Raw genomic sequence first — 18,723 nt, 5'->3', positions numbered from 1 at the left:
CGAGAAACCCTATTGTGACGCGACCTTGCCTATTTGGCGAGAGCGCTCAACTAAACATCACAGCAAATTGTGCAGCAGGGTTACGATTTCCCGATAGGATTGCGGCTGGTCGAATTCGCGTTCGGCTACGGCCCGTCCGCGCGCGCCCATGATCTTGCGCAGCGACGCGTTGCCGGCCAATTCTCCTATGGCGTGCGCAAGGGCGGCTGCGTTTTCCGCTTCGACGTTGAGGCCGATTCCGTCGGAGCTTACCTTTGCGCGGAATTCCGGACTCGATCCGGTGTTGATCAGGGGATTTCCGCTTGCCAGGTAGTCGCCGATCTTGGTGACGATGCTCTGGACCGCCGACTTCACCAACGAGTTCACCGTGATGTCGGATGCGCACAGGTATGCAGCCATGCTTGCGTAGTCCTGGTAGCCCAGGAAGTCGACGGGCGCTTCCAGCTGGCTGGCAAGGGCCTCCAGCTTGGCGCGATCCGGCCCGTCGCCTAGGATCTTCACGCGCACCGGCGGGTGGGGCCGCTCTTGAGCCGGGCCGTACGTGGTGCGCTCGGATGCATGTCGGGCGGCGTGCTCCAGACGATCCTTCTCAAGAAGCGCCGATGCCTCGATCAAGGTGGCCAAATCGTAGCTGGCGCCCAGGGTTCCCGCGTAGGTTGCCCACACTTCGCCGTCGGGCTTGACGATCTCGTGCGCATGAGCGCGTGCGCCTTCGTCGAAAGCGGCCAGGTCGTTTCCCACGTATACGGTGGCTTTGGGGTAGGGTCGCTCTCGATCTGCGGCGGGGCGGGCGGCATACTCGTCGGAGGTGCCCACAGCTCCCGACAGCAGGCGGTAGACGATCCGCGCATCGCGCGCGAACGGGTAGAACGCGATGTCGCTCACCACCGGAACGTTCACCACCATGCGCATGGCCTCGGGCCAAAGGTCGTTGATGTCGGCAACGAAGGGGATCCCCATCTTGTCGGCGCATTCGGCGCATGCGCGCGCGACGTCGTTCGGGGGAATTTCGGCGTAGATCAGGTCGTATTCGCCTGCCGTGCGATCAAAATGCGCGCGCAGGTTCTTTGCGGCGACGCGGTGGCTGCGAATGCGCGCCAAGTCCAGGTTCTTCGTGTACCCGGGCTCGTCGATGAACACGATGCGGTACGGAAGATCCTGGTAGCACGTCTTCGAGCAGTCTCGATGCGCTTTCTCCCAATGCTGGAACGACGACGTGATGAGGTCGACTTCGAACCCCTCGCGAACGAGCAGATCCGAAAGGAAGCGGAATCGCGTGTAGCCGCGCGTCTCGTCGCCCAGCTTCACGCCCATGGTGACGACGGCGATGCGCTTGCGATTGCGCATGCGCGCTTGTTTTTGTGTGGTATCCATGGGCGCAAGTATAGCAAAGGAGCGCCGAGAATCGTCGGGGCTATCCCGTGCTTCTTCGATCCTGCAGATGCACTTCGTAGATGGTGCGCCCGTTTACGGCCTCGCCCAAGGACGCAAAAGACACTTCGTTGGTCGAGAACGCGCCGAGCTCCTGCGTGGATACCAGGTAGTCCGCTCCCAGCAGCGGGATATCCGAAGGGTTGACGTACAGCGTGAAGCTGTCGAATGCGGCATCTCCGAAGTGAGTTTCGCCATGCACGACTTCTATGGAGATATGCGCGTAGCGATTGTAGACGTCGTCGTAGGACCCCGCTGGATCGAAGGATCGCCATAGGCTCAAGTTGGGATAGACGTTGCACGTGTTGATGACTGCAGCTCCGCTCGTGGCCGCCAGGTCGGCATAAGCGGAGCTGTCGTCGCCGGTTACGGCCCAGACGGAATCGGGGCGCTCCTGGTTGATCGCTGCTACGGCTTCGCGCGTTTCGTTCTCCAAAATGGGTCCAGCTCCTATTTGCACAGGGTTCACCATCACGCCCATGAACAACGCGAGCGTCGCCAGGTAGGCTGCAAGGGCCCCGTCCGCTCCATCTGCGCGGCGCAGCAGCAGGTACATTCCTCCGATCAGCACGAGCGCGCATGCGGCGAAGGCCGCGGTGTTGTAGAACCAGGGAAACGCTGCGGCCGATCCCGCCATGATCGCGCCGCCGGCAACGATTGCTACGGCCGTTGCCGCCGCGCGGGTGGGCCGGGCTTTCAAAAAGGCGAGGCCCCGTATGAGCAAGAGAAGGTTGATCAGGCCGAACACGATGAACGCTTTGGAGTACAGCCCGCCTGTGCTCAAGCTCATGAGCGTGAGCTTCGCGAGGGGTTCGGGAAAGCCCGCGAAACAATACCATCCTAGAAACGCGTTCAGCGCCAGCAGCGCGATGAGATACGCATCGCGTCTCCCCTCCTTGAGCACCACCCAGAGCGAGACGAGGATGCCCAGGGGGAAGAAGTCGTAGACCGACGCGAAGGCGTCGATGCGCAGACTGTCGGCGAAGGACCGCAAGGGAGTGAGCGCGTCTAGGGGGTATTGAGCTAGCAAGGGCAGGGCCCCGCCGCCGCAGTCGGCTCGATGGCCTGGGTAGGCGGTGTTCAGGACCGCCTGCACGGTGTCCCATGACTTTCCGAACACGTAGGCCATGCCGACGCAGAACAGAAGGAAGAACCCTCCAACGATAAGCGCGTCCTTGCGGCTCAGGCGGGCCTCCCGCCAATGCAGGGCGATGTAGACGGCTGCCATCGTGAAGAAAAGATACGCCATAGGCACCTGAAGAGCCGGGTAGAACGTGAGGACGAAGCATCCTCCGCATATGACGAACGGCAGGCCCAATGCGATGCGCACCCGGTAAGAGGTCGTTTTCAGGTATCCGGCGATGATAAGCAGCATGATCTCGCACGACACGATCATCTCTACGTAGCCGTTGACATCCAGCCACCAGCTGATAACCGGCGCGAACGTCACCAGCAGTGCGAGCCCGCACGCTAAGCCTCGGCGTTGCCGAGCAACGAGCATTCCCACTTCGAACGTGCACATGAGCAGCATGACTACGCGTGCGCACCAGAAAAAGGCAAGACCTCGTTCTGCTCCGAGCAGCAGGTAGCCCCAATGGAAGGGTCGAAAGATCACGGCTGGGTCGGCAACGGGCTGCCCGTATACGATGAACATGTCGCTCGTTGCGCCTCGAAACGTCTCCCCGAAATAAGGCCATGCTCCCGAGTCGTTGAAGCCTTGTGCGAATGCCATGGGCGTGTTGACCAGGAATTCGTCCGAACGGCATGAGCGCGCGGTTCCGAACAGGGTCCCGTCCCATCCACCCCCGTCGTACCACATGCCAAGCGACGAGCCCGATATTCCCAGGCAGGTCCCGATTGCAATCGCTCCGATCGCAATAGGCCAGCGAAACGCGTATAGGAGCTCGAGGCAGCGCTTCCTATGCAGGAAGACCGTCGATGCCGCGGCCGTTCCTGCGGCTAGGCCTATGCCGACGAGGGCCAGGTTGCGCCCGAGGGCGAGTCTTTCCGCGCAGGAGAGGAAGAACTCGCTCGCCCCCGCATCGGCTTCGATACTTTCCAGGTTTAGATAGAGAAACGCAAACGTGGTCAGCACGAGAGCGGCGCCGAAGCCGAAGGCCAGGGCGGGTACGCGGGTGTTCTTCACGAAGGGTCCTGTTCGCTTGAGATGGAGGTGTCCGACCATTATAATCGCAGGGCTTCGCGTTCGCTATAATGGTCGAGTCGCTCCCAGGGAAAGGGCTTGCTCCTATGAAGTTTTCCGTCATCGTCGCCGCCTACAACGTGGAACCTTACGTTGCCGATTGCATCGAGTCGCTGAAACGTCAGACGTATTGCGATTTCGAGGCCATCGTGGTGGACGACGCTTCCACGGATGCAACGCTGCAGGTTGCAAAGCGCTGCGCGGGAGACGATGCGCGCTTCGTGTTTTTTAAGCAGCCCGAAAACGCCGGGCAGTCCGCCGCACGCAACGTGGGCCTGCTTCATGCGTCGGGGGAGTACGTTCTGTTCCTTGATTCCGACGACTATTATCGCGACGATGCGCTGCAAGTCGTTGCCGATAGAGTTGACGCCGACGATTTGGACCAGCTTTACTTCGCGGCGCAGACCTTTTACGAGAACCGTACGCTCAGGCGTACGCGCTACGAGGATCAGGAGAGCCGCACGTCCATCCATGGGGTCATGTCGGGAGTCGATTTGTACGTGGCATTCGAAAAGACGGAAGCGTTTCGGCCGTCGTCGTGCCTGTATGCCGTCAGGCGATCGGTTGTCGAAGGCGCCGGTTTGCGTTTTCGCGAGGGAATCATTCACGAGGATCTGCTCTTTCTCATGCAGCTCATGCCGCTGCCTCGTCGCGCGGCGTTTCTGAACGAGCCTTTGTATCGACGCAGGATGCGCGAGGGATCTACCATGACTTCCGCCTTCAGCATGCGCAACGTCGACGGGTTGTTCCGTACGCAGCAGACCTTGCGCGCATGGATCTTGGATCATGCGAACGAGTGCTCCTCGGATTTCTGCGATGCGTACGCCGCGCGCGTTTTCCACACGTGTGAAGTTGCCGCCCGCTACCTGTTCGAGATTTCCGAAGCGGACATGAATGCTTATCGTGAGGGGCTGAACCTGCAGGACCGCGTCGATTTCGATTTGCATATCTTCGAGCTGCACAAGGCCCTTAAAGGGGTGTACGACGAACTCGAAGGGTCGCGCACGTATCGACTGGGACGACTGTTCCTCGCGTTTCCCAGCTGGGTGAAAAGTCGTGTGATCTTGCCCCAGGCGAAAAAGAGCGAGCAGGGATAGCGAGCGCTTCGTTCTACCATTCCGTGGGGCGCGCCCTGCGCAACCGTCTTTTTATGGCGAGTTTCTCAAGGGGGCTCGCTTGGCACCAGGGCTTGAATTTTCCGTAGGGAAGGCTGGCCAAAGGGCCAAACGGTCCTTGATCGGGGCTGTCGTCCGACCAGTCGCTCAGGACGGAGGCGTAGCGCGCCATGTTCCGCGGGTAGCCGGTGAAATAGGCGGGCTTGTGCTCGGCCAGCTCCAGTTCGGGAAAGCCGTTCGCGCCGAGCCGCTGCGCCAGCTTGGTGCGAACGGCTTGATCCGTCATGGTTTCGATGTTCCAAAGCGTCCAGTCGAGCGCCCAGTTGAGGTAAGGTTGGCGAAGGCTTTGCCATGCGCCATCGGGCAGTTCCTGCAAAAAGCGCTTCATGCGGCATAGCCCCTCGTAGAAAGCGAAAGGGTCTCGCGTGCGCGAGTTGGATACCGACCCGCCGCGCCCTATGCGGTGCTCGATGAGCACTTCGTTGACTACGGCGATGCGCTGCGCCAGGATTATGGCCTGGTAGGTGAACAGCATGTCCTCGCTATTGGATAGATCGTCGGGAAAGCTCAAACCTGCGGAGCGCGCGAAAGCCGTGCGGTAGAGCTTGTCCCACGGCCAGCCCATGAACGCCGCGAACACGTTTCCGGGCACGTCTCGCCATGAGAACGAGGGGGTTTCGGCAAGGTTGGGAAGTTGGCTTTCCTTGAGCGCCCAAGGGGCGGCGGTGCGTTCCCTCGACTTGTGATCGAACTGCACGATGTCGCATACGACAACGTCGGCCTTGCAACGTATCGCTTGGCCATGCAGGGCTTCCAGCATGGTTGGCAGAAACACGTCGTCGCCGTCGAGCAGCATGAAATGGGGAGATTCCACAAGGCCGAGGCCGTGGTTGCGAGCGCCGGCGGCTCCTAGATTGGACGTATGAACCACGCGGAAGCGATCGTCTTGCAGGGCGAATTCGTCGGCGATGCGCGCGGTTTCGTCGCTTGACCCGTCCTCCACCACGATGGCCTCGAAATCGGGGAACGTCTGCACGGCAAGAGAAGCCAGGCATTCCCCGAGGCACTCTTCTACGTTGTGCGCCGTCACCACGACGCAAATGCTTGCGGGCCGCTTCGCCATGCGCCCTCCTTTCGATGCTTGAAAGTATAGCGCATGCGAAAGCGGCACCGCGCAGCTATGCGATTCGGTCAGCTATTCAGCGTCTTTTGCCACCAGCACGGGGATCTCGGCCGAGCGCAGCACGCCGTAGCTCACGCTGCCCAGCATGCCGCGCAGTACGCCGAGCCCGCGCGATCCCATCACGATGAGGTCGCAGCCGTGGTCGCGTGCGTAGCCGTTGATGCCGTCGACCACGGACGGTTCGTTCACGGCGATAACGGTCACGTCGTTGGGCAGGCCGTCCAGTATAGAGCCGATGGCCTTGTCCATGTTGGCCTTCTCGCGCGCGCAGGCGTTTTCAACCAGCTTGTCGTATGTGCTGGGGTCGATGATGGGCTCGGGAAGGCTTTCGTACGGGTTCGCGTCAAGGCCCATTGCGGGCGGGAACTCGGATACGTACATGACGTCGATGACATGCAGCTTGATGGCGGGATCTTCCTCGGCAAGGCCCTTTGCGATTTCGAGCGCGCGCAGGGCATGCTCCGACGTGTCGAACGGCACGAGGATGTTGGTGAATTTCATGCGGCACCTCCTGGTTGGTGGCTTGTCCGATGGCTTGAGTGTACCATGCACGCTGTACGTTTCGCGCGGGGAGGCCCGTCCGCCGGCGATTCGTCATCGAGGCGTGTCGTTCGGTGGTCGTTGGGCGAACGACCGCTCGACTTGGTCCGGAGCTTGGTTCGCACAGGGGGATCGCGCTGCGCGGATGCCGTCGATGCGGGATGGGAGACCGCTTGGATCGTCAGCGAGGCCGAACGCATGGGACGGCTACCGCGCTACCGTCTGGAATGCGAAAATCGCTCCGATGGCTCGGTTTCTGCTGAAAAATCGCGTTTGCGAATGATCTTTTTCGAACATAATCAAGGTCGCATCTTTGTGAGCAGGGATTATGTACAATTATGAAATAACTTATAATATAAAAGGTGCTCGGAATCGTTCGTAAACGAAATTCTTCAGCAGGAACGAGGCCTCTCGCGTGTTTTTGCCTTCGCCGTGCGCGAGACCCTCCTTTTTCGCGTTCGCGTTCGCGTTCGCGTTCGCGGGCGCCGCGCCAGCTCGCCTGTTGCCGAGAGCGGAGCAGGGCAGCCGCCTCGATGGAGATTCGGCGAGGTATCCGGGCGTTTCTGCGTAACGCGCTTGCAACAAGCGGCAGTATAATAAAGTAGCCGGCAAAAAGGGAGCCGCCGCGTCAAGCGGCGGACGACGAGCAAGGAAGGTGCGTATGACCGCGAACCCCCAGCAGGATTTCGTCTTGAAGACCATCAAGGGCCGCGACGTTCACTTCGTCCGGTTCTGGTTCACCGACGTTTTGGGCACCATGAAATCGTTCGCCGTCATTCCCAGCGAGCTGGAGGATGCGTTCGCGGACGGCATGGGTTTCGACGGCAGTTGCATCGAGGGCTTCTGCCGCACGCAGGAATCGGACATGCTGGCCTATCCGGACGCCTCGACGTTCCAGGTGCTTCCCTGGCGCCCCGAGGCTAATGCGGTGGGGCGCATGTTCTGCGATATCCGCACGCCCGACGGCACGCCTTTCGAAGGGGATCCTCGTCACGTGCTTGCGCGCACCGTGGCGAAGGCCCAGGATATGGGGTACGTGTTCAACGTGGGACCCGAGCTGGAGTTCTACTATTTCAAGGACGCCGAAGGCACCGAGGTGCTCGATCGAGGGGGCTACTTCGATCTGACCAGCCTCGACTACGCGTCCGATTTGCGCCGCGACACCGTGCTCACGCTTGAGAAGATGGGCATCCCCGTGGAATACTCGCACCACGAGAACGGCCCGTCCCAGCACGAGATCGACCTGCGCTTCACCGACGCCCTGTCCATGGCCGACGCCGTCATGACCTATAAGCTGGTCGTCAAGGAGATCGCCATGAAGCACGGCGTGTACGCGTCGTTCATGCCCAAGCCCATGGCCGACCAGCCGGGCAGCGGCATGCACGTGCATCAGAGCCTGTTCGACCTCGACGGCAACAACGCGTTTTTCGATCCCTCCGATTCGCAGGGCTACGGGCTGTCGAGGGTTGCCAAGCACTACCTTGCCGGGCTCTTGAAGTACGCGCCCGAATTCTGTGCGATCACCAACCAGCATGTGAATTCCTACAAGCGCCTGGTGGCGGGCGGGGAAGCTCCCATCTACCTCTCCTGGGCGCGCGCGAATCGCTCGACGCTGGTCCGCGTGCCGGGGTACCGTCCGAATCGCGAGATGGCGTGCCGCTTGGAGCTGCGCAGCCCCGATCCCGGCGCGAATCCGTACCTGGCGTTCGCGGTCATGCTGGCCGCCGGCTTGGCGGGCATCGAGGAAGGGCTCGAACTGCCCGATCCCGCTGAAGATCAGAGCCTTCTTGCGCTTTCGCGTCAAGACCTGCGGCAGCGCGGCGTTCGAACGCTTCCGGAAAGCTTGGGGGAGGCCATCGAGCTGTTCGCCGCATCCGATCTTATGCGCGCGACGCTCGGCGATCACATTCACGGCTACCTGGTGGCGTCGAAGCGCGCCGAATGGAACGACTACCTGGCCCATGTTTCCCCTTGGGAGCGCGATCGGTATCTGGCGGTGCTGTAGCATGGGCGCCGTGCGGCCTGCGGGGAATCGGAGGGGTTTCCTATGAGAAAGACCGTCATATTCATAGCCGACAGCCTGGACAACGCCCACAAGTTCCAGCAGGTCCTTTCAAGCTTGGACGTGGCGGTTGTGGCCGGTTCGTCCGTGCAGTTCAAAAAGCTGCTCTCGCAGCACGCTTCGTGCGACCTGGTTATCTACGAGGCGCGCAGCGGCTCTTTGTCGAACGTGTCTCAGGTTGAATCGCTTATGCTGGAGGAGGGAACGGCTTCGCTGCTGGTCATCGTAAACGAGGATCAGCTGGCCGATTTTCGCCTTCCCGTGCAGGTGAAGAGCGACTTCGTGGTGCACGGCGCCGGGCCGGACGAGTGCGCCGCGCGCATTCGTCAGCTGTTGTGGCCGGGAAACGAGGGAACCACCTCCGATGTTCTTGCGGTTGACAACATGACCATCAACCTTGCCACGTACCAGGTGACGATAGGCGGCGACCCGCTTGATCTGACGTATCTGGAATACGCGCTCCTTGCGTTTTTGGTCACGCATCCCGGGCGCACGTATTCGCGCGACGCCCTGCTGCGCCGCGTGTGGGGCTTCGACTACTACGGGGGAAGCCGTACGGTGGACGTCCACGTTCGCCGCGTTCGCGCGAAGCTGGGGCCCGACCTTGCGCAGCATTTGGAGACGGTTCGCGGAGTCGGTTATCTTTGGAGCGCGTGATCGTCGCGCTTCGCGCGCAACCCGCGCGCTCCGGCTTGTAGACGGCGCGTGGTCGTTTCCCGGCGGACTGCGCGGCGCGAGCGCTTGCGCTATACTAAGCCCTCAAAACATTCGCCGACGGAGGTATTCATGTCGAAGAAGATAGCCGTCATCGACGGCAACTCGCTCATGCATCGCGCGTACCATGCGGTTCCCCCCACCATGAACGCGCCTGACGGGCGTCCCACCAACGCGGTGTTCGGCTTCCTGTCCATGCTGCTGAAGTTTATCGACATAGCGGCCCCCGACGCTCTCATCTGCGCGTTCGATGCGGGTCGCCCGGCGTTTCGCATGGAGGCCCTCGAGCAGTACAAGGCGCAGCGCCCTCCTATGGACGACGATCTGAAGGTTCAGTTTCCCATCATCGAGGAGCTTTTGGAGGCCATGGGCGTACCGGTGGTGCGCATCAAGGGCTGGGAAGGCGACGACGTGCTGGGGACCATCGCCGCGCGCGACGAGGCGCTGGGTTACGAAACGCTGCTGGTGACCGGCGATAAGGACGCCTATCAGCTGGCTACCGACAAGACGCGCATCGTCACCACGAAGAAGGGCATCACCGACGTGGCCATATACGGGCCGGCGGAAGTGCTGGAGCGCTACGGCATCAGCCCCGAGCAGGTGCCCGACTACCTTGGCCTGAAGGGCGATTCTTCCGACAACATCCCCGGCGTTCCCGGTATCGGCGAGAAGACCGCCGCGAAGCTTTTGCAGGCGTACGGCAGCCTGGAAGGGCTCTACGAGCATGTCGACGAGCTCAAGGGCAAGCAGAAGGAGCGCATCGTCGAGAACAAGGACGCCGCCTTCGCCAGTCGCGAGGTGGCTACCATCGTGCGCGATCTCGACTTCCCGCTCGACCTGGAAGCGTGTCGTTTTCCGGATTTCGATCCGCAGGCCGTGACCGAGGCGTTCGAAGGGGTTCGGTTCAACGCCCATTTGAGCCGCGTGCTCAAACTGGTGGGCAAGGAGCCTGAAAAGAAAGCCGCTCCTTTGAGCGTGGACCCCGTTGTGACGGGCGACGAAGCCGATGCGCTGGTGTCGGCCGCTCTCGGCCGCGGGGAGACGCTGGGCGTGTCGTTCGTGGAACCCAAGCAGGCGTCTCTGTTCAGCGCGGGGCTTCACTGCGCCGTCAGCACAAGCGAGGGAACCGCGCTGTACGAAGACGAAGCGGGTTTGGAGGCTTTCGCGCGCGTCGTTCGCGAAGGATCGTTCGCTTCGCTCGACGTCAAGCTGGACGTGCATCGGGTGTACCCGCCGGACACGGCCAAGCGCGCGCTCGTTTCCGACGGCGATCTTTCGAGCATGCGCGCGTTCGATCTGGGGCTTGCCGGTTACGTGCTGAATTCCTCGGTTGCGGAGTACTCCTACGACGCTTTGCTGGACGCGTACTGCGGCGGCGTGCTGCCCGATGCGAAGGACGAAGCGTCGTTGGCGGCCGCTCAGGCCGCTGCGGCGCGCGCGCTGGTCGAGCCGCTGTCCAGCGCGTTGGAGCGCGATGGAAGCCGCGGCGCCTATTTCGACATCGACCTGCCCTTGGTTGCGGTTCTGGCCATCATGGAGCGCACGGGCGCGGCGGTGGATTACGATCGCCTGTTCGAGCTAGGCGCGCGTACGCAGGTGGAGCTCGATGACCTGCGGGGCCGCATCGTGGAGATGGCGGGGGAGGAGTTCAACCTCGATTCCCCCAAGCAGCTTTCGCACATCCTGTTCGAGGTTCTGGGGCTCAAGCCCCTCAAGAAGAACCAGCGCGGGTACTCGACCGACGCGGGCGTGCTCAAGGAATTGGCGAAGGAGCACGAGTTGCCGGAGCTCGTCCTGCGTTATCGAGAGCTTGCCAAGGTGAAGTCGACCTATATCGACGCGCTGCCCCGCATGCGCGCGGAAGACGGGCGCGTGCACACCAGCTTCAATGAAACGGTCACCACTACCGGACGTCTGTCCTCGTCCGATCCGAACCTTCAGAACATACCCGTTCGCACCGAGTTCGGGCGCAAGATCCGCGAGTGCTTCGTGCCGCTCGAACCGGGCAGCAAGTTCCTTTCGGCCGACTATTCCCAGATCGAGCTGCGCTTGCTGGCGCACCTTTCGGCTGACGAGCATCTGGTGGCGGCGTTTTGCTCGGGGGCGGACTTCCATGCCGCTACGGCCAGCCGCGTGTTCGGCTTGCCGGTGGAGGAGATCACACCGGAGCTGCGCAGCCGCGCCAAGGCGGTGAACTTCGGCATCGTCTACGGTCAGCAGGCGTTCGGGCTTTCGCAGAGCCTGGGGATTCCCTTCGGCGAGGCGAAGGGAATGATCGAGCGCTACTTCGAGGCGTACCCTGGAGTGCGGACGTACCTGGACGAGACGATCACCGCGGCCAAGGAGAAGGGCTACGCGGAAACCATGTTCGGGCGCAAGCGCCATATCCCCGAGCTCAAGGCCGGTAACGCCAACCAGCGCGGCTTCGGGGAGCGCACGGCTATGAACCACCCTATGCAGGGAAGCGCGGCCGACATCATCAAGCTTGCGATGACCGAGGTCCAGCGCCGTCTCATGGAAGAAGGGTTTCGCGCGCGGCTGCTTTTGCAGGTGCATGACGAATTGGATTTCAGCGTGCCTCAGGACGAGATCGAGCGTTTGTCCGCCATGGTCAAGGAGGTCATGGAGGGCGTGGCCGAACTGCGCGTCCCCCTGGTGGCCGACGTGTCCTTCGGAGACAGCTGGGCCGAGTCCCATTAAGGGGCTGCTCGGGTGCGATCGCTTTCGGCGTGCGGTTCGGGTTCGGCCCTTCTTTTGAGGGAAGTGTGATATTTGAAAAAACACGCCACGCTGCCGTGCGTATCTACCAAACATCTGCTATCATATAAACGTTGTGCTCTGTGGAGGCACAGCGTAGGAAGAGTGCGATGATACGCGGAGATTGTGCATAAGATCACATTGACTTGCTACGGTCACGCTGTTAAGATATCGCCTTGCGTTTATTTATATCAAGGAGACACTCATGTACGCAATCGTAAAAACGGGCGGCAAGCAGTACAAGGTTGCCCCTGGCGACAAGCTGAACATCGAAAAGCTTGACGCCGAGGTCGGCGCAAAGGTCGAACTCGAGGCCATCTGCGTCGTCGATGGCAAGAAGGTAGAAGCTGATCCTGCGAAGGCAGCCGCTACGAAGGTCACCGCTATCGTTCTCGAGCAGTTCAAGGGCGAGAAGCAGCTGGTCTTCAAGTTCAAGAAGCGCAAGAACTACAAGAAGCTGCGCGGTCATCGCCAGCAGCTCACGCGCGTCGAGATCGAGTCGGTTGGCTCTGCTAAGAAGACCGCTGAGAAGAAGCCGGCTGCCAAGAAGGCCGCCGAGAAGCCTGCGTCGGACGACGCCGAGTAAGCGCAAGGAGGGAACACCATGGCTCACAAGAAAGGTCTCGGGTCTACCCGTAACGGCCGCGACTCCCGTGCGCAGCGACTGGGCGTGAAGATGTTCGCTGGTCAGACTGTCAAGACGGGCAACATCATCGTTCGTCAGCGCGGCACGCATTTTCATCCGGGCGAGAACGTCGGCCGCGGCAAGGACGACACCTTGTTCGCACTGTGCGACGGCACGCTCGAATTCACGCGTGGCGTCAAGCGCAAGATCCATGTGCGCCCCGAGGCGTAAGGGTCTGCTGACAACGACAGCATAACGTTCTTATGTTGAGCGGTGCCCCCTGTTCGTCAGGGGGCACTTTTTCATATACAATCCGTAAGGTTGGATACCATCAAACCGCAGCTCCCCGATGCGAGATGCGGAACGAATACGAAGGAACGCTTCCGTGTTTATCGATAAAGTGCGCATTCACGTAACAGGCGGCAACGGCGGAGCAGGCTGCATGTCGTTTCGCCGAGAGGCCCATGTCCCCAAAGGCGGGCCCGACGGCGGCGACGGAGGTCATGGCGGCAACGTGGTGGTCGAGGCCGACGCCAGCTTGTCGTCCCTCATCGAATACCGTTTCAAGCACCATTTCAAGGCCGAGCGCGGAACGCACGGCAAAGGCAGCCGCATGCACGGAGCCACGGGCGAGGACTTGGTTCTGAAGGTGCCCGTCGGCACCGTGGTGCGCGAGTACTTCGAAGACGAGAAGGAAACCGGCGAGCTCATAGCCGACCTGACGCATGATGGCGAGCGCGTGACCGTGGCCGAAGGCGGCATGGGCGGCCGCGGCAACATCCATTTCGTCACGTCCAGAAGGCGCGCCCCAGCCTTCGCCGAATTGGGAGAGCCCGCCCAGGAGGGTTGGATCGAACTCGAGATGAAGCTCATGGCCGACGCCGCGCTGGTGGGCATGCCGTCGGCGGGCAAGTCGTCGCTCATCGCCAAGATGAGCGCCGCGCGTCCCAAGATTGCCGATTACCCGTTCACCACGCTGGTTCCGAACCTCGGTGTGGCGCGCTCGGGCGATCTGAGCTTCGTCGTGGCCGACATCCCTGGCCTGATCGAGGGCGCTCACGAGGGCAAGGGCCTCGGCCATGAGTTCCTGCGTCACATCGAGCGCACGGCGCTCATCGTGCACGTGGTGGACTTGACGGGCGATTGGGAGGGCCGCGATCCGCTTGAAGACTACGAGATCATCAACCGCGAGCTTGCGCTGTACGCTGACGAACTGGCGAATCGCCCGCGCATCGTGGTGGCCAACAAGATCGACGTGCCCGGCGTGGAGGAGGCGTGCGAGCTGCTGGCCGAGCGCGTGCGCGAGGACTCCCTTGCTGCGGCCGACGGCGACGAGTTCGGGCAGAGCTCCATCGATCCGAAGCTGTACTGCATCAGCGCGCTGACGGGCGAAGGCGTCGACGGCCTGAAGGCCGCCATCGCCACGAAGGTGCACGAGCTGCGCGAGGCCGCTCGCGCGCATGCCGAGCAGGACGTGCAGTACGAGCACGTGTGGGAGCTCAAGCGCGAGGCGCGCGACAAGCGCTTCAAGGTGTTTCCGTTGGGCGGCGGCGTGTTCCGCATCGAGGGGCCGCAGGTCGAACGCATGGTGGTGCAGACCGACTGGGAGAACGAGGAGGCCATTCTCTTCCTGCAGCATCGCTTGAAGCGTCTTGGCGTGGAGCAGGCGCTCGAGCGCGCAGGCGCGGTAGACGGCGACGAGATCCGCATTGTGGGGCGCGCGTTCGAATTTGAGTCGGCTCGCACGGCGGAGGATTTGTACAAGGAGCTTGATCTGTAATGAAAGCAGACCGTGTGGTCGATGCGGCGCAGCCGATGCAGGGGAAGCGCCTGGTTATCAAAATAGGGTCGTCGACGCTCACCACTTCGGAGAGCTCGATCGACTATGCGTACCTGCAGAAGCTGGCCGATCAGATAACCCATGCGAAGAGCGTCGGCTGGCAGCCCGTCATCGTGACGTCGGCCGCTATCGCGTGCGGTTTGGAGGCGCTCGGCATTGCCAAGCGGCCTTCGGACATGCCCAGCTTGCAGGCTGCGGCTTCGGTGGGGCAGAGCGCGCTTTCGACAGCCTACGCCGAGGCGTTCGCGCCTCATGGCATCACGACGTCGACCGTGCTGCTCACGCGTCGCGACACGGCGGATCGAAACGCGTACCTGCATGCGCGCGACACGTTGCTGCGCTTGCTCGACTTGGGTGTCGTGCCCATCGTGAACGAGAACGACACGATCTCGGTTGAGCAGATTCGCTTCGGCGACAACGACACGCTCGCCGCTTTGACGGCGTGTCTCATCGACGCGGACCTCATGATCATCTTGTCCGATATCGAGGGCTTGTACGACGCGAACCCGCATCACCATCCCGACGCGCGCCTTATCTCGTGCGTCGAGGCTATCGGACCGGAGGTCATGGCCGTGGCGGGCGGCGCGGGCACCACGGTGGGGTCGGGCGGCATGATCACCAAGATCAAAGCGGCGCGCGTGCTCATGGTTGCGGGCATTCCCATGGTCATCTGCCATGGCCGTCGCGAGAACGTCATCGTCGACGTGGCTGCCGGCGAAGACGTGGGGACGCGGTTCGTCGCGGCTGAAAAGCCGCACGAGATAACCCCGAAGAAGCTGTGGATCGCGCTCGGAGATTCCGCGCGCGGGTCGCTGGTGGTGGACGACGGCGCCAAGGCGGCGCTCACATGCAAGGGCAGCTCGCTTTTGTCGGTGGGGGTGCGCGCGGTGGAAGGTCGCTTCGATCCGGGCGACATCGTTGACATCAAAGACGGTGCGGGGCATCTGTTCGCACGGGGCAAAGCGGCGTTTTCAAGTGATGAGACCGCGCTTGCCATAGGACGCACACGCTCGCAGTTGCAGGCGAATCGCCTGTTGGCAAGCTTGGCGGAACGCCCGCTTGTTCACCGTGACGAGCTTGTGGTGTTCGAGTAGGCCGGTTCGGCTATGGGCAAGGCGGGACAAGGAGGCAACGATATGATCGACGAAACCGTGCGCGACGAGGTACGTCGCGTTGCTGAGTCTGCTCGGGCCGCAAGCGCGGCGCTGGGGCAGACCACTGCAGGGGAGCGCAATCGGGCGCTCATCGCAATGGCGCGGGCTCTGCGCGAGCATGCGGTGGATATTATCGCTGCCAACGGACGCGATATGGACGCGGCGCGCGAGGCCGGAACCAAGGAGAGCTTGCTTGACCGCCTCATGTTGGATGCGGATCGCGTCGATGCGATGGCGTGCGCCCTTGAGGATTTGGTCGCCCTGCCCGATCCGCTGGGATGCATCCAAGACGAGCGCCAGCTGTACAACGGCATCGAGCTTACGCGCGTGAGCGTGCCTTTGGGCGTGGTGGCCGTGGTGTACGAAGCGCGTCCCAACGTGACGGCTGACGCGACCGGCATTTGCCTGAAGTCGGGCAACGCTGCGGTGCTGCGCGGCGGCAGTCTGGCCTCCGCTTCCAACGAGGCCGTCGCGCGCGTGCTCCATGACGCTGCGGTGGGCGCCGGCATGCCGCAGGGTTGCATCGGGCTGATCGCCTCGACCGATCGCGCTGCGGCCGACGAGCTCATGCAGCTTCACGGGGTGATCGACGTGCTCATTCCGCGCGGCGGGGCAGGGCTTATCCGCCACTGCGTCGAGCATTCCAAGGTTCCCGTCATCGAAACGGGCACGGGCAACTGCCATGTGTACGTGCACGCCACCGCGGACCTGGAGATGGCGCGCGCCATCGTGCTCAACGCGAAATGCCGCCGCTACGGCGTGTGCAACGCGGCCGAAACGCTGCTGATCGACGAGGCTGCGGCGGAGGTCATGCTTCCTCGACTGCTTGCCGACCTGCAGGCAAAGGGCGTGCTGCTGCATGCTGACGAATGCGCCCTTCGCGTGGCGCGCGCTCATGGCGTCAAGGCGGAAGCCGCTGTCGAGCAGGATTGGGCTACCGAATACCTGGCGCCCGAGATGGCCGTGAAATGCGTTGGCGGCGTCGACGAGGCCATCGATCACGTGAACCGGTACGGCACACGGCACTCCGAGGCTATCGTCGCCGACCCCGCCGATGCAGAGGGCGCAACGGCGCTGGAGGCGTTTCTCAATCGCGTTGACGCGGCTGCCGTGTACGCGAACGCTTCGACGGCGTTCACGGACGGCGGGCAGTTCGGCTTGGGCGCGGAGATCGGCATTTCCACCCAGAAGCTTCATGCGCGTGGCCCGTTCGCGCTTGCGGCCCTCACGTCGTACAAGTACGTGCTGCGCGGTACGGGGCAGGTGCGCGCGTAAGTGGCCGTCATCTGCGATAGGTTCGATCAGCTGGGCATGGACGGGCGTCCTGCTCGGCTGGGCATCATGGGGGGCACGTTCGACCCCATCCATATCGGGCACCTTGCGTGCGCCGAGCAGGCGCGCGAGGCTTACGGGCTGGACGGCGTGGTGTTCGTTCCCGCAGGCAATCCGGTGTTCAAGAAGGACAGGAACGTGACTCCTGCCGCGCACCGTCTTGAGATGTGCCGCGTTGCCGTGGACAGCAATCCTGCGTTCGATGTGAGCTCGATCGAGATCGACCGCGGCGGCGACACGTACACGGTGGACACGCTGCGCCAGATGCGCGCGCATTACCCCGCCAACGTGGAGCTGTGCTTCATCACCGGGGCCGATGCGGTGTACCACATCCTGCAATGGCGGGAAAGCGCGGCCATCGCCGATCTAGCTCGTTTGATCGCGGTTACAAGGCCGGGCTACGCGCTGTCCGAATCGCATCGCGCGGCCATCGCCGAGCGAGGGAGCTTCACGGTCGACTATCTGGAAGTTACGGCGCTTGCCATCTCCTCGAGCGATCTGAGGGACCGGGTTGCGGCGGGAAGGTCGATTCGCTATTTGACCATGCAGGGCGTTCTCGACTATATTCAAGCGCATGCGCTGTATCGCGCGCAAGGCTGCGCCGCATGCGGCGGTACGGAAGGAGGGTCGTTGCGATGAGCGAACGGGATACGTCGTGCGCGCCTGCTCCTTGTGGGGACGACGCGCTTTCCGACGCGTTTTTCGAAGCGCGCAGGCAGGATTTGAAGGCAAGGCTCAAGCGCTCTCGATACGAGCACACGCTGGGGGTGGCCGACACCGCCGTGCGACTTGCGCGTTTGTACGGCGTCGATGAGCGCAAGGCGCGCTTGGCGGGGCTGCTGCACGACTGGGACAAGAGTTTCGATGACGAGGGAATTCTTCGACGGGCCGAAGAGCTGGGGCTCGACGTCGATGCCTCTGCGATCGGGGACCTTCCGGCGCTTTTGCACGGTCCCACGGCCGCGCTCGCGCTTTCGCGGGCGTATCCTTGCATCCCGTGCGATATCGTGCGGGCCATCGAGCTGCATACGACGGGCGCTATCGGCATGAGCGATTTGGATATGGTCGTGTACGTTGCCGATGCCGTCGAGCCCGGTAGAAAATACGATGGGCTGGAAAAGCTGCGCGCGCTGGTTGGCCAGGTCTCGCTCGAAGAGCTGTTCTTGGCAACCTTTCAACATGTTCTTCTCAACCTTATCGATCGGCGTAAGCGGGTGTATCCGCGAACGCTCGAAATATGGAACCATTACCTTGTCCGCGCGCGAGAAGCCGCAGGCGAAACACCGAAGAAAGGAATAACGTGACCGAAACGAAGAACGAGACCCCCAAGGTGACCTCTCGCGAATGCGCGCTCATCGCTGCGCGCGCCGCCGATGAGAAGAAGGCCACCGACATCATGGTGCAGGAGGTGCGCGATCTTATCGGCGTAACCGATTACTTCGTGATTGCAACCGCGTCGAACAACCGCCAGGTCGAGGCTATCATCGACGAGATCGAGGAGGCTGTTCGCACGCAGGGCCACCTGAAGCCCCTGCATCGCGAGGGAACGCAGGACGGCACCTGGTCGCTGCTCGACTACGGCAGCTTCGTCGTGCACGTGTTCCAGCCCGAAACGCGCGACTACTACCGACTGGAGGCGCTCTGGAACGACGCGCCCGTGGTGGATCTGGCGAAGGAAGCGGGCCTGACCGAGATCGAGTATTCCGATCGCATTGCGAAGATGCTCGGGCGCAACTAGCGGTCGTCCACACGCCATACGGCTTGTAG

16 protein-coding genes are annotated in these 18,723 nt (G+C 62.3%); 12 read left to right on the top strand and 4 right to left on the bottom strand.

Going from position 1 to position 18,723, the window contains the following annotated elements; all coding sequences use genetic code 11:
* Positions 1 to 57 precede the first annotated feature (57 nt).
* Both LQE90_RS10485 and LQE90_RS10480 read right to left on the bottom strand, forming a co-directional pair.
* Positions 58 to 1,347 (bottom strand): glycosyltransferase, encoded by a 1,290-nt coding sequence (locus LQE90_RS10485; protein WP_231088293.1) that lies wholly within the window; start codon positions 1,345 to 1,347, stop codon positions 58 to 60.
* A gap of 67 nt (positions 1,348 to 1,414) precedes the next feature.
* A complete protein-coding gene (locus LQE90_RS10480; protein WP_216529680.1) occupies positions 1,415 to 3,577 on the bottom strand; it encodes a DUF7657 domain-containing protein in 2,163 nt (720 codons plus the stop codon).
* Between the two features lie 104 nt (positions 3,578 to 3,681).
* On the opposite strand from LQE90_RS10480, the gene LQE90_RS10475 reads away from it, so the two are divergent.
* Complete coding sequence (locus LQE90_RS10475; RefSeq protein ID WP_216529679.1) at positions 3,682 to 4,731, top strand: glycosyltransferase family 2 protein; 1,050 nt, start codon at positions 3,682 to 3,684, stop codon at positions 4,729 to 4,731.
* A 13-nt stretch (positions 4,732 to 4,744) separates the two neighbouring features.
* Here the strand turns inward: LQE90_RS10475 and LQE90_RS10470 are convergent, their stop codons facing one another.
* Together LQE90_RS10470 and LQE90_RS10465 are read right to left on the bottom strand one after the other, a co-directional pair.
* Positions 4,745 to 5,872: a glycosyltransferase family 2 protein gene (locus LQE90_RS10470; RefSeq protein ID WP_216529678.1), complete on the bottom strand. Its 1,128-nt coding sequence runs from the start codon at positions 5,870 to 5,872 to the stop codon at positions 4,745 to 4,747.
* A gap of 72 nt (positions 5,873 to 5,944) precedes the next feature.
* Complete coding sequence (locus tag LQE90_RS10465) at positions 5,945 to 6,433, bottom strand: universal stress protein (protein WP_216529677.1); 489 nt, start codon at positions 6,431 to 6,433, stop codon at positions 5,945 to 5,947.
* A 700-nt stretch (positions 6,434 to 7,133) separates the two neighbouring features.
* On the opposite strand from LQE90_RS10465, the gene LQE90_RS10460 reads away from it, so the two are divergent.
* From LQE90_RS10460 to rsfS, 11 genes are all read left to right on the top strand, one after another.
* A complete protein-coding gene (locus tag LQE90_RS10460) occupies positions 7,134 to 8,477 on the top strand; it encodes a glutamine synthetase family protein (RefSeq protein WP_216529676.1) in 1,344 nt (447 codons plus the stop codon).
* Between the two features lie 42 nt (positions 8,478 to 8,519).
* Positions 8,520 to 9,191 (top strand): winged helix family transcriptional regulator, encoded by a 672-nt coding sequence (locus LQE90_RS10455; protein WP_114567599.1) that lies wholly within the window; start codon positions 8,520 to 8,522, stop codon positions 9,189 to 9,191.
* Positions 9,192 to 9,320: 129 nt separating this feature from the next.
* Positions 9,321 to 11,948 carry a DNA polymerase I gene (gene polA / locus LQE90_RS10450; RefSeq protein ID WP_216529675.1) on the top strand — a complete coding sequence of 876 codons (2,628 nt, stop codon included), beginning with the start codon at positions 9,321 to 9,323 and terminating at the stop codon, positions 11,946 to 11,948.
* Positions 11,949 to 12,210: 262 nt separating this feature from the next.
* A complete protein-coding gene (gene rplU / locus LQE90_RS10445; protein ID WP_123192103.1) occupies positions 12,211 to 12,591 on the top strand; it encodes a 50S ribosomal protein L21 in 381 nt (126 codons plus the stop codon).
* Between the two features lie 18 nt (positions 12,592 to 12,609).
* Entirely contained in the window at positions 12,610 to 12,861 is a 252-nt protein-coding gene (gene rpmA / locus LQE90_RS10440) for a 50S ribosomal protein L27 (RefSeq protein WP_123192102.1), read from the top strand.
* A gap of 154 nt (positions 12,862 to 13,015) precedes the next feature.
* On the top strand, positions 13,016 to 14,410 hold the full coding sequence (gene obgE, locus LQE90_RS10435) for a GTPase ObgE (protein ID WP_123192101.1): 1,395 nt from the start codon (positions 13,016 to 13,018) through the stop codon (positions 14,408 to 14,410).
* On the top strand, positions 14,410 to 15,564 hold the full coding sequence (proB, locus tag LQE90_RS10430) for a glutamate 5-kinase (protein WP_231088292.1): 1,155 nt from the start codon (positions 14,410 to 14,412) through the stop codon (positions 15,562 to 15,564). The genes obgE and proB overlap by 1 nt, the downstream gene beginning before the upstream one ends.
* 42 nt (positions 15,565 to 15,606) lie before the next feature.
* On the top strand, positions 15,607 to 16,899 hold the full coding sequence (locus LQE90_RS10425) for a glutamate-5-semialdehyde dehydrogenase (RefSeq protein WP_216529674.1): 1,293 nt from the start codon (positions 15,607 to 15,609) through the stop codon (positions 16,897 to 16,899).
* Entirely contained in the window at positions 16,900 to 17,595 is a 696-nt protein-coding gene (nadD, locus tag LQE90_RS10420; RefSeq protein ID WP_114567593.1) for a nicotinate-nucleotide adenylyltransferase, read from the top strand.
* On the top strand, positions 17,592 to 18,260 hold the full coding sequence (yqeK, locus tag LQE90_RS10415) for a bis(5'-nucleosyl)-tetraphosphatase (symmetrical) YqeK (RefSeq protein WP_216529673.1): 669 nt from the start codon (positions 17,592 to 17,594) through the stop codon (positions 18,258 to 18,260). Before nadD ends, yqeK begins: the two co-directional genes overlap by 4 nt.
* The gene (gene rsfS / locus LQE90_RS10410; RefSeq protein ID WP_225748918.1) at positions 18,257 to 18,694 is read left to right on the top strand and encodes a ribosome silencing factor; all 438 of its coding nucleotides are present in this window, start codon (positions 18,257 to 18,259) and stop codon (positions 18,692 to 18,694) included. Before yqeK ends, rsfS begins: the two co-directional genes overlap by 4 nt.
* The last annotated feature ends 29 nt before the right edge of the window (positions 18,695 to 18,723 follow it).

Source organism: Paraeggerthella hominis, assembly GCF_021044775.1.
GTDB lineage: Bacteria > Actinomycetota > Coriobacteriia > Coriobacteriales > Eggerthellaceae > Paraeggerthella > Paraeggerthella hominis.
This window is presented reverse-complemented; position numbering and strand designations above follow the sequence as displayed.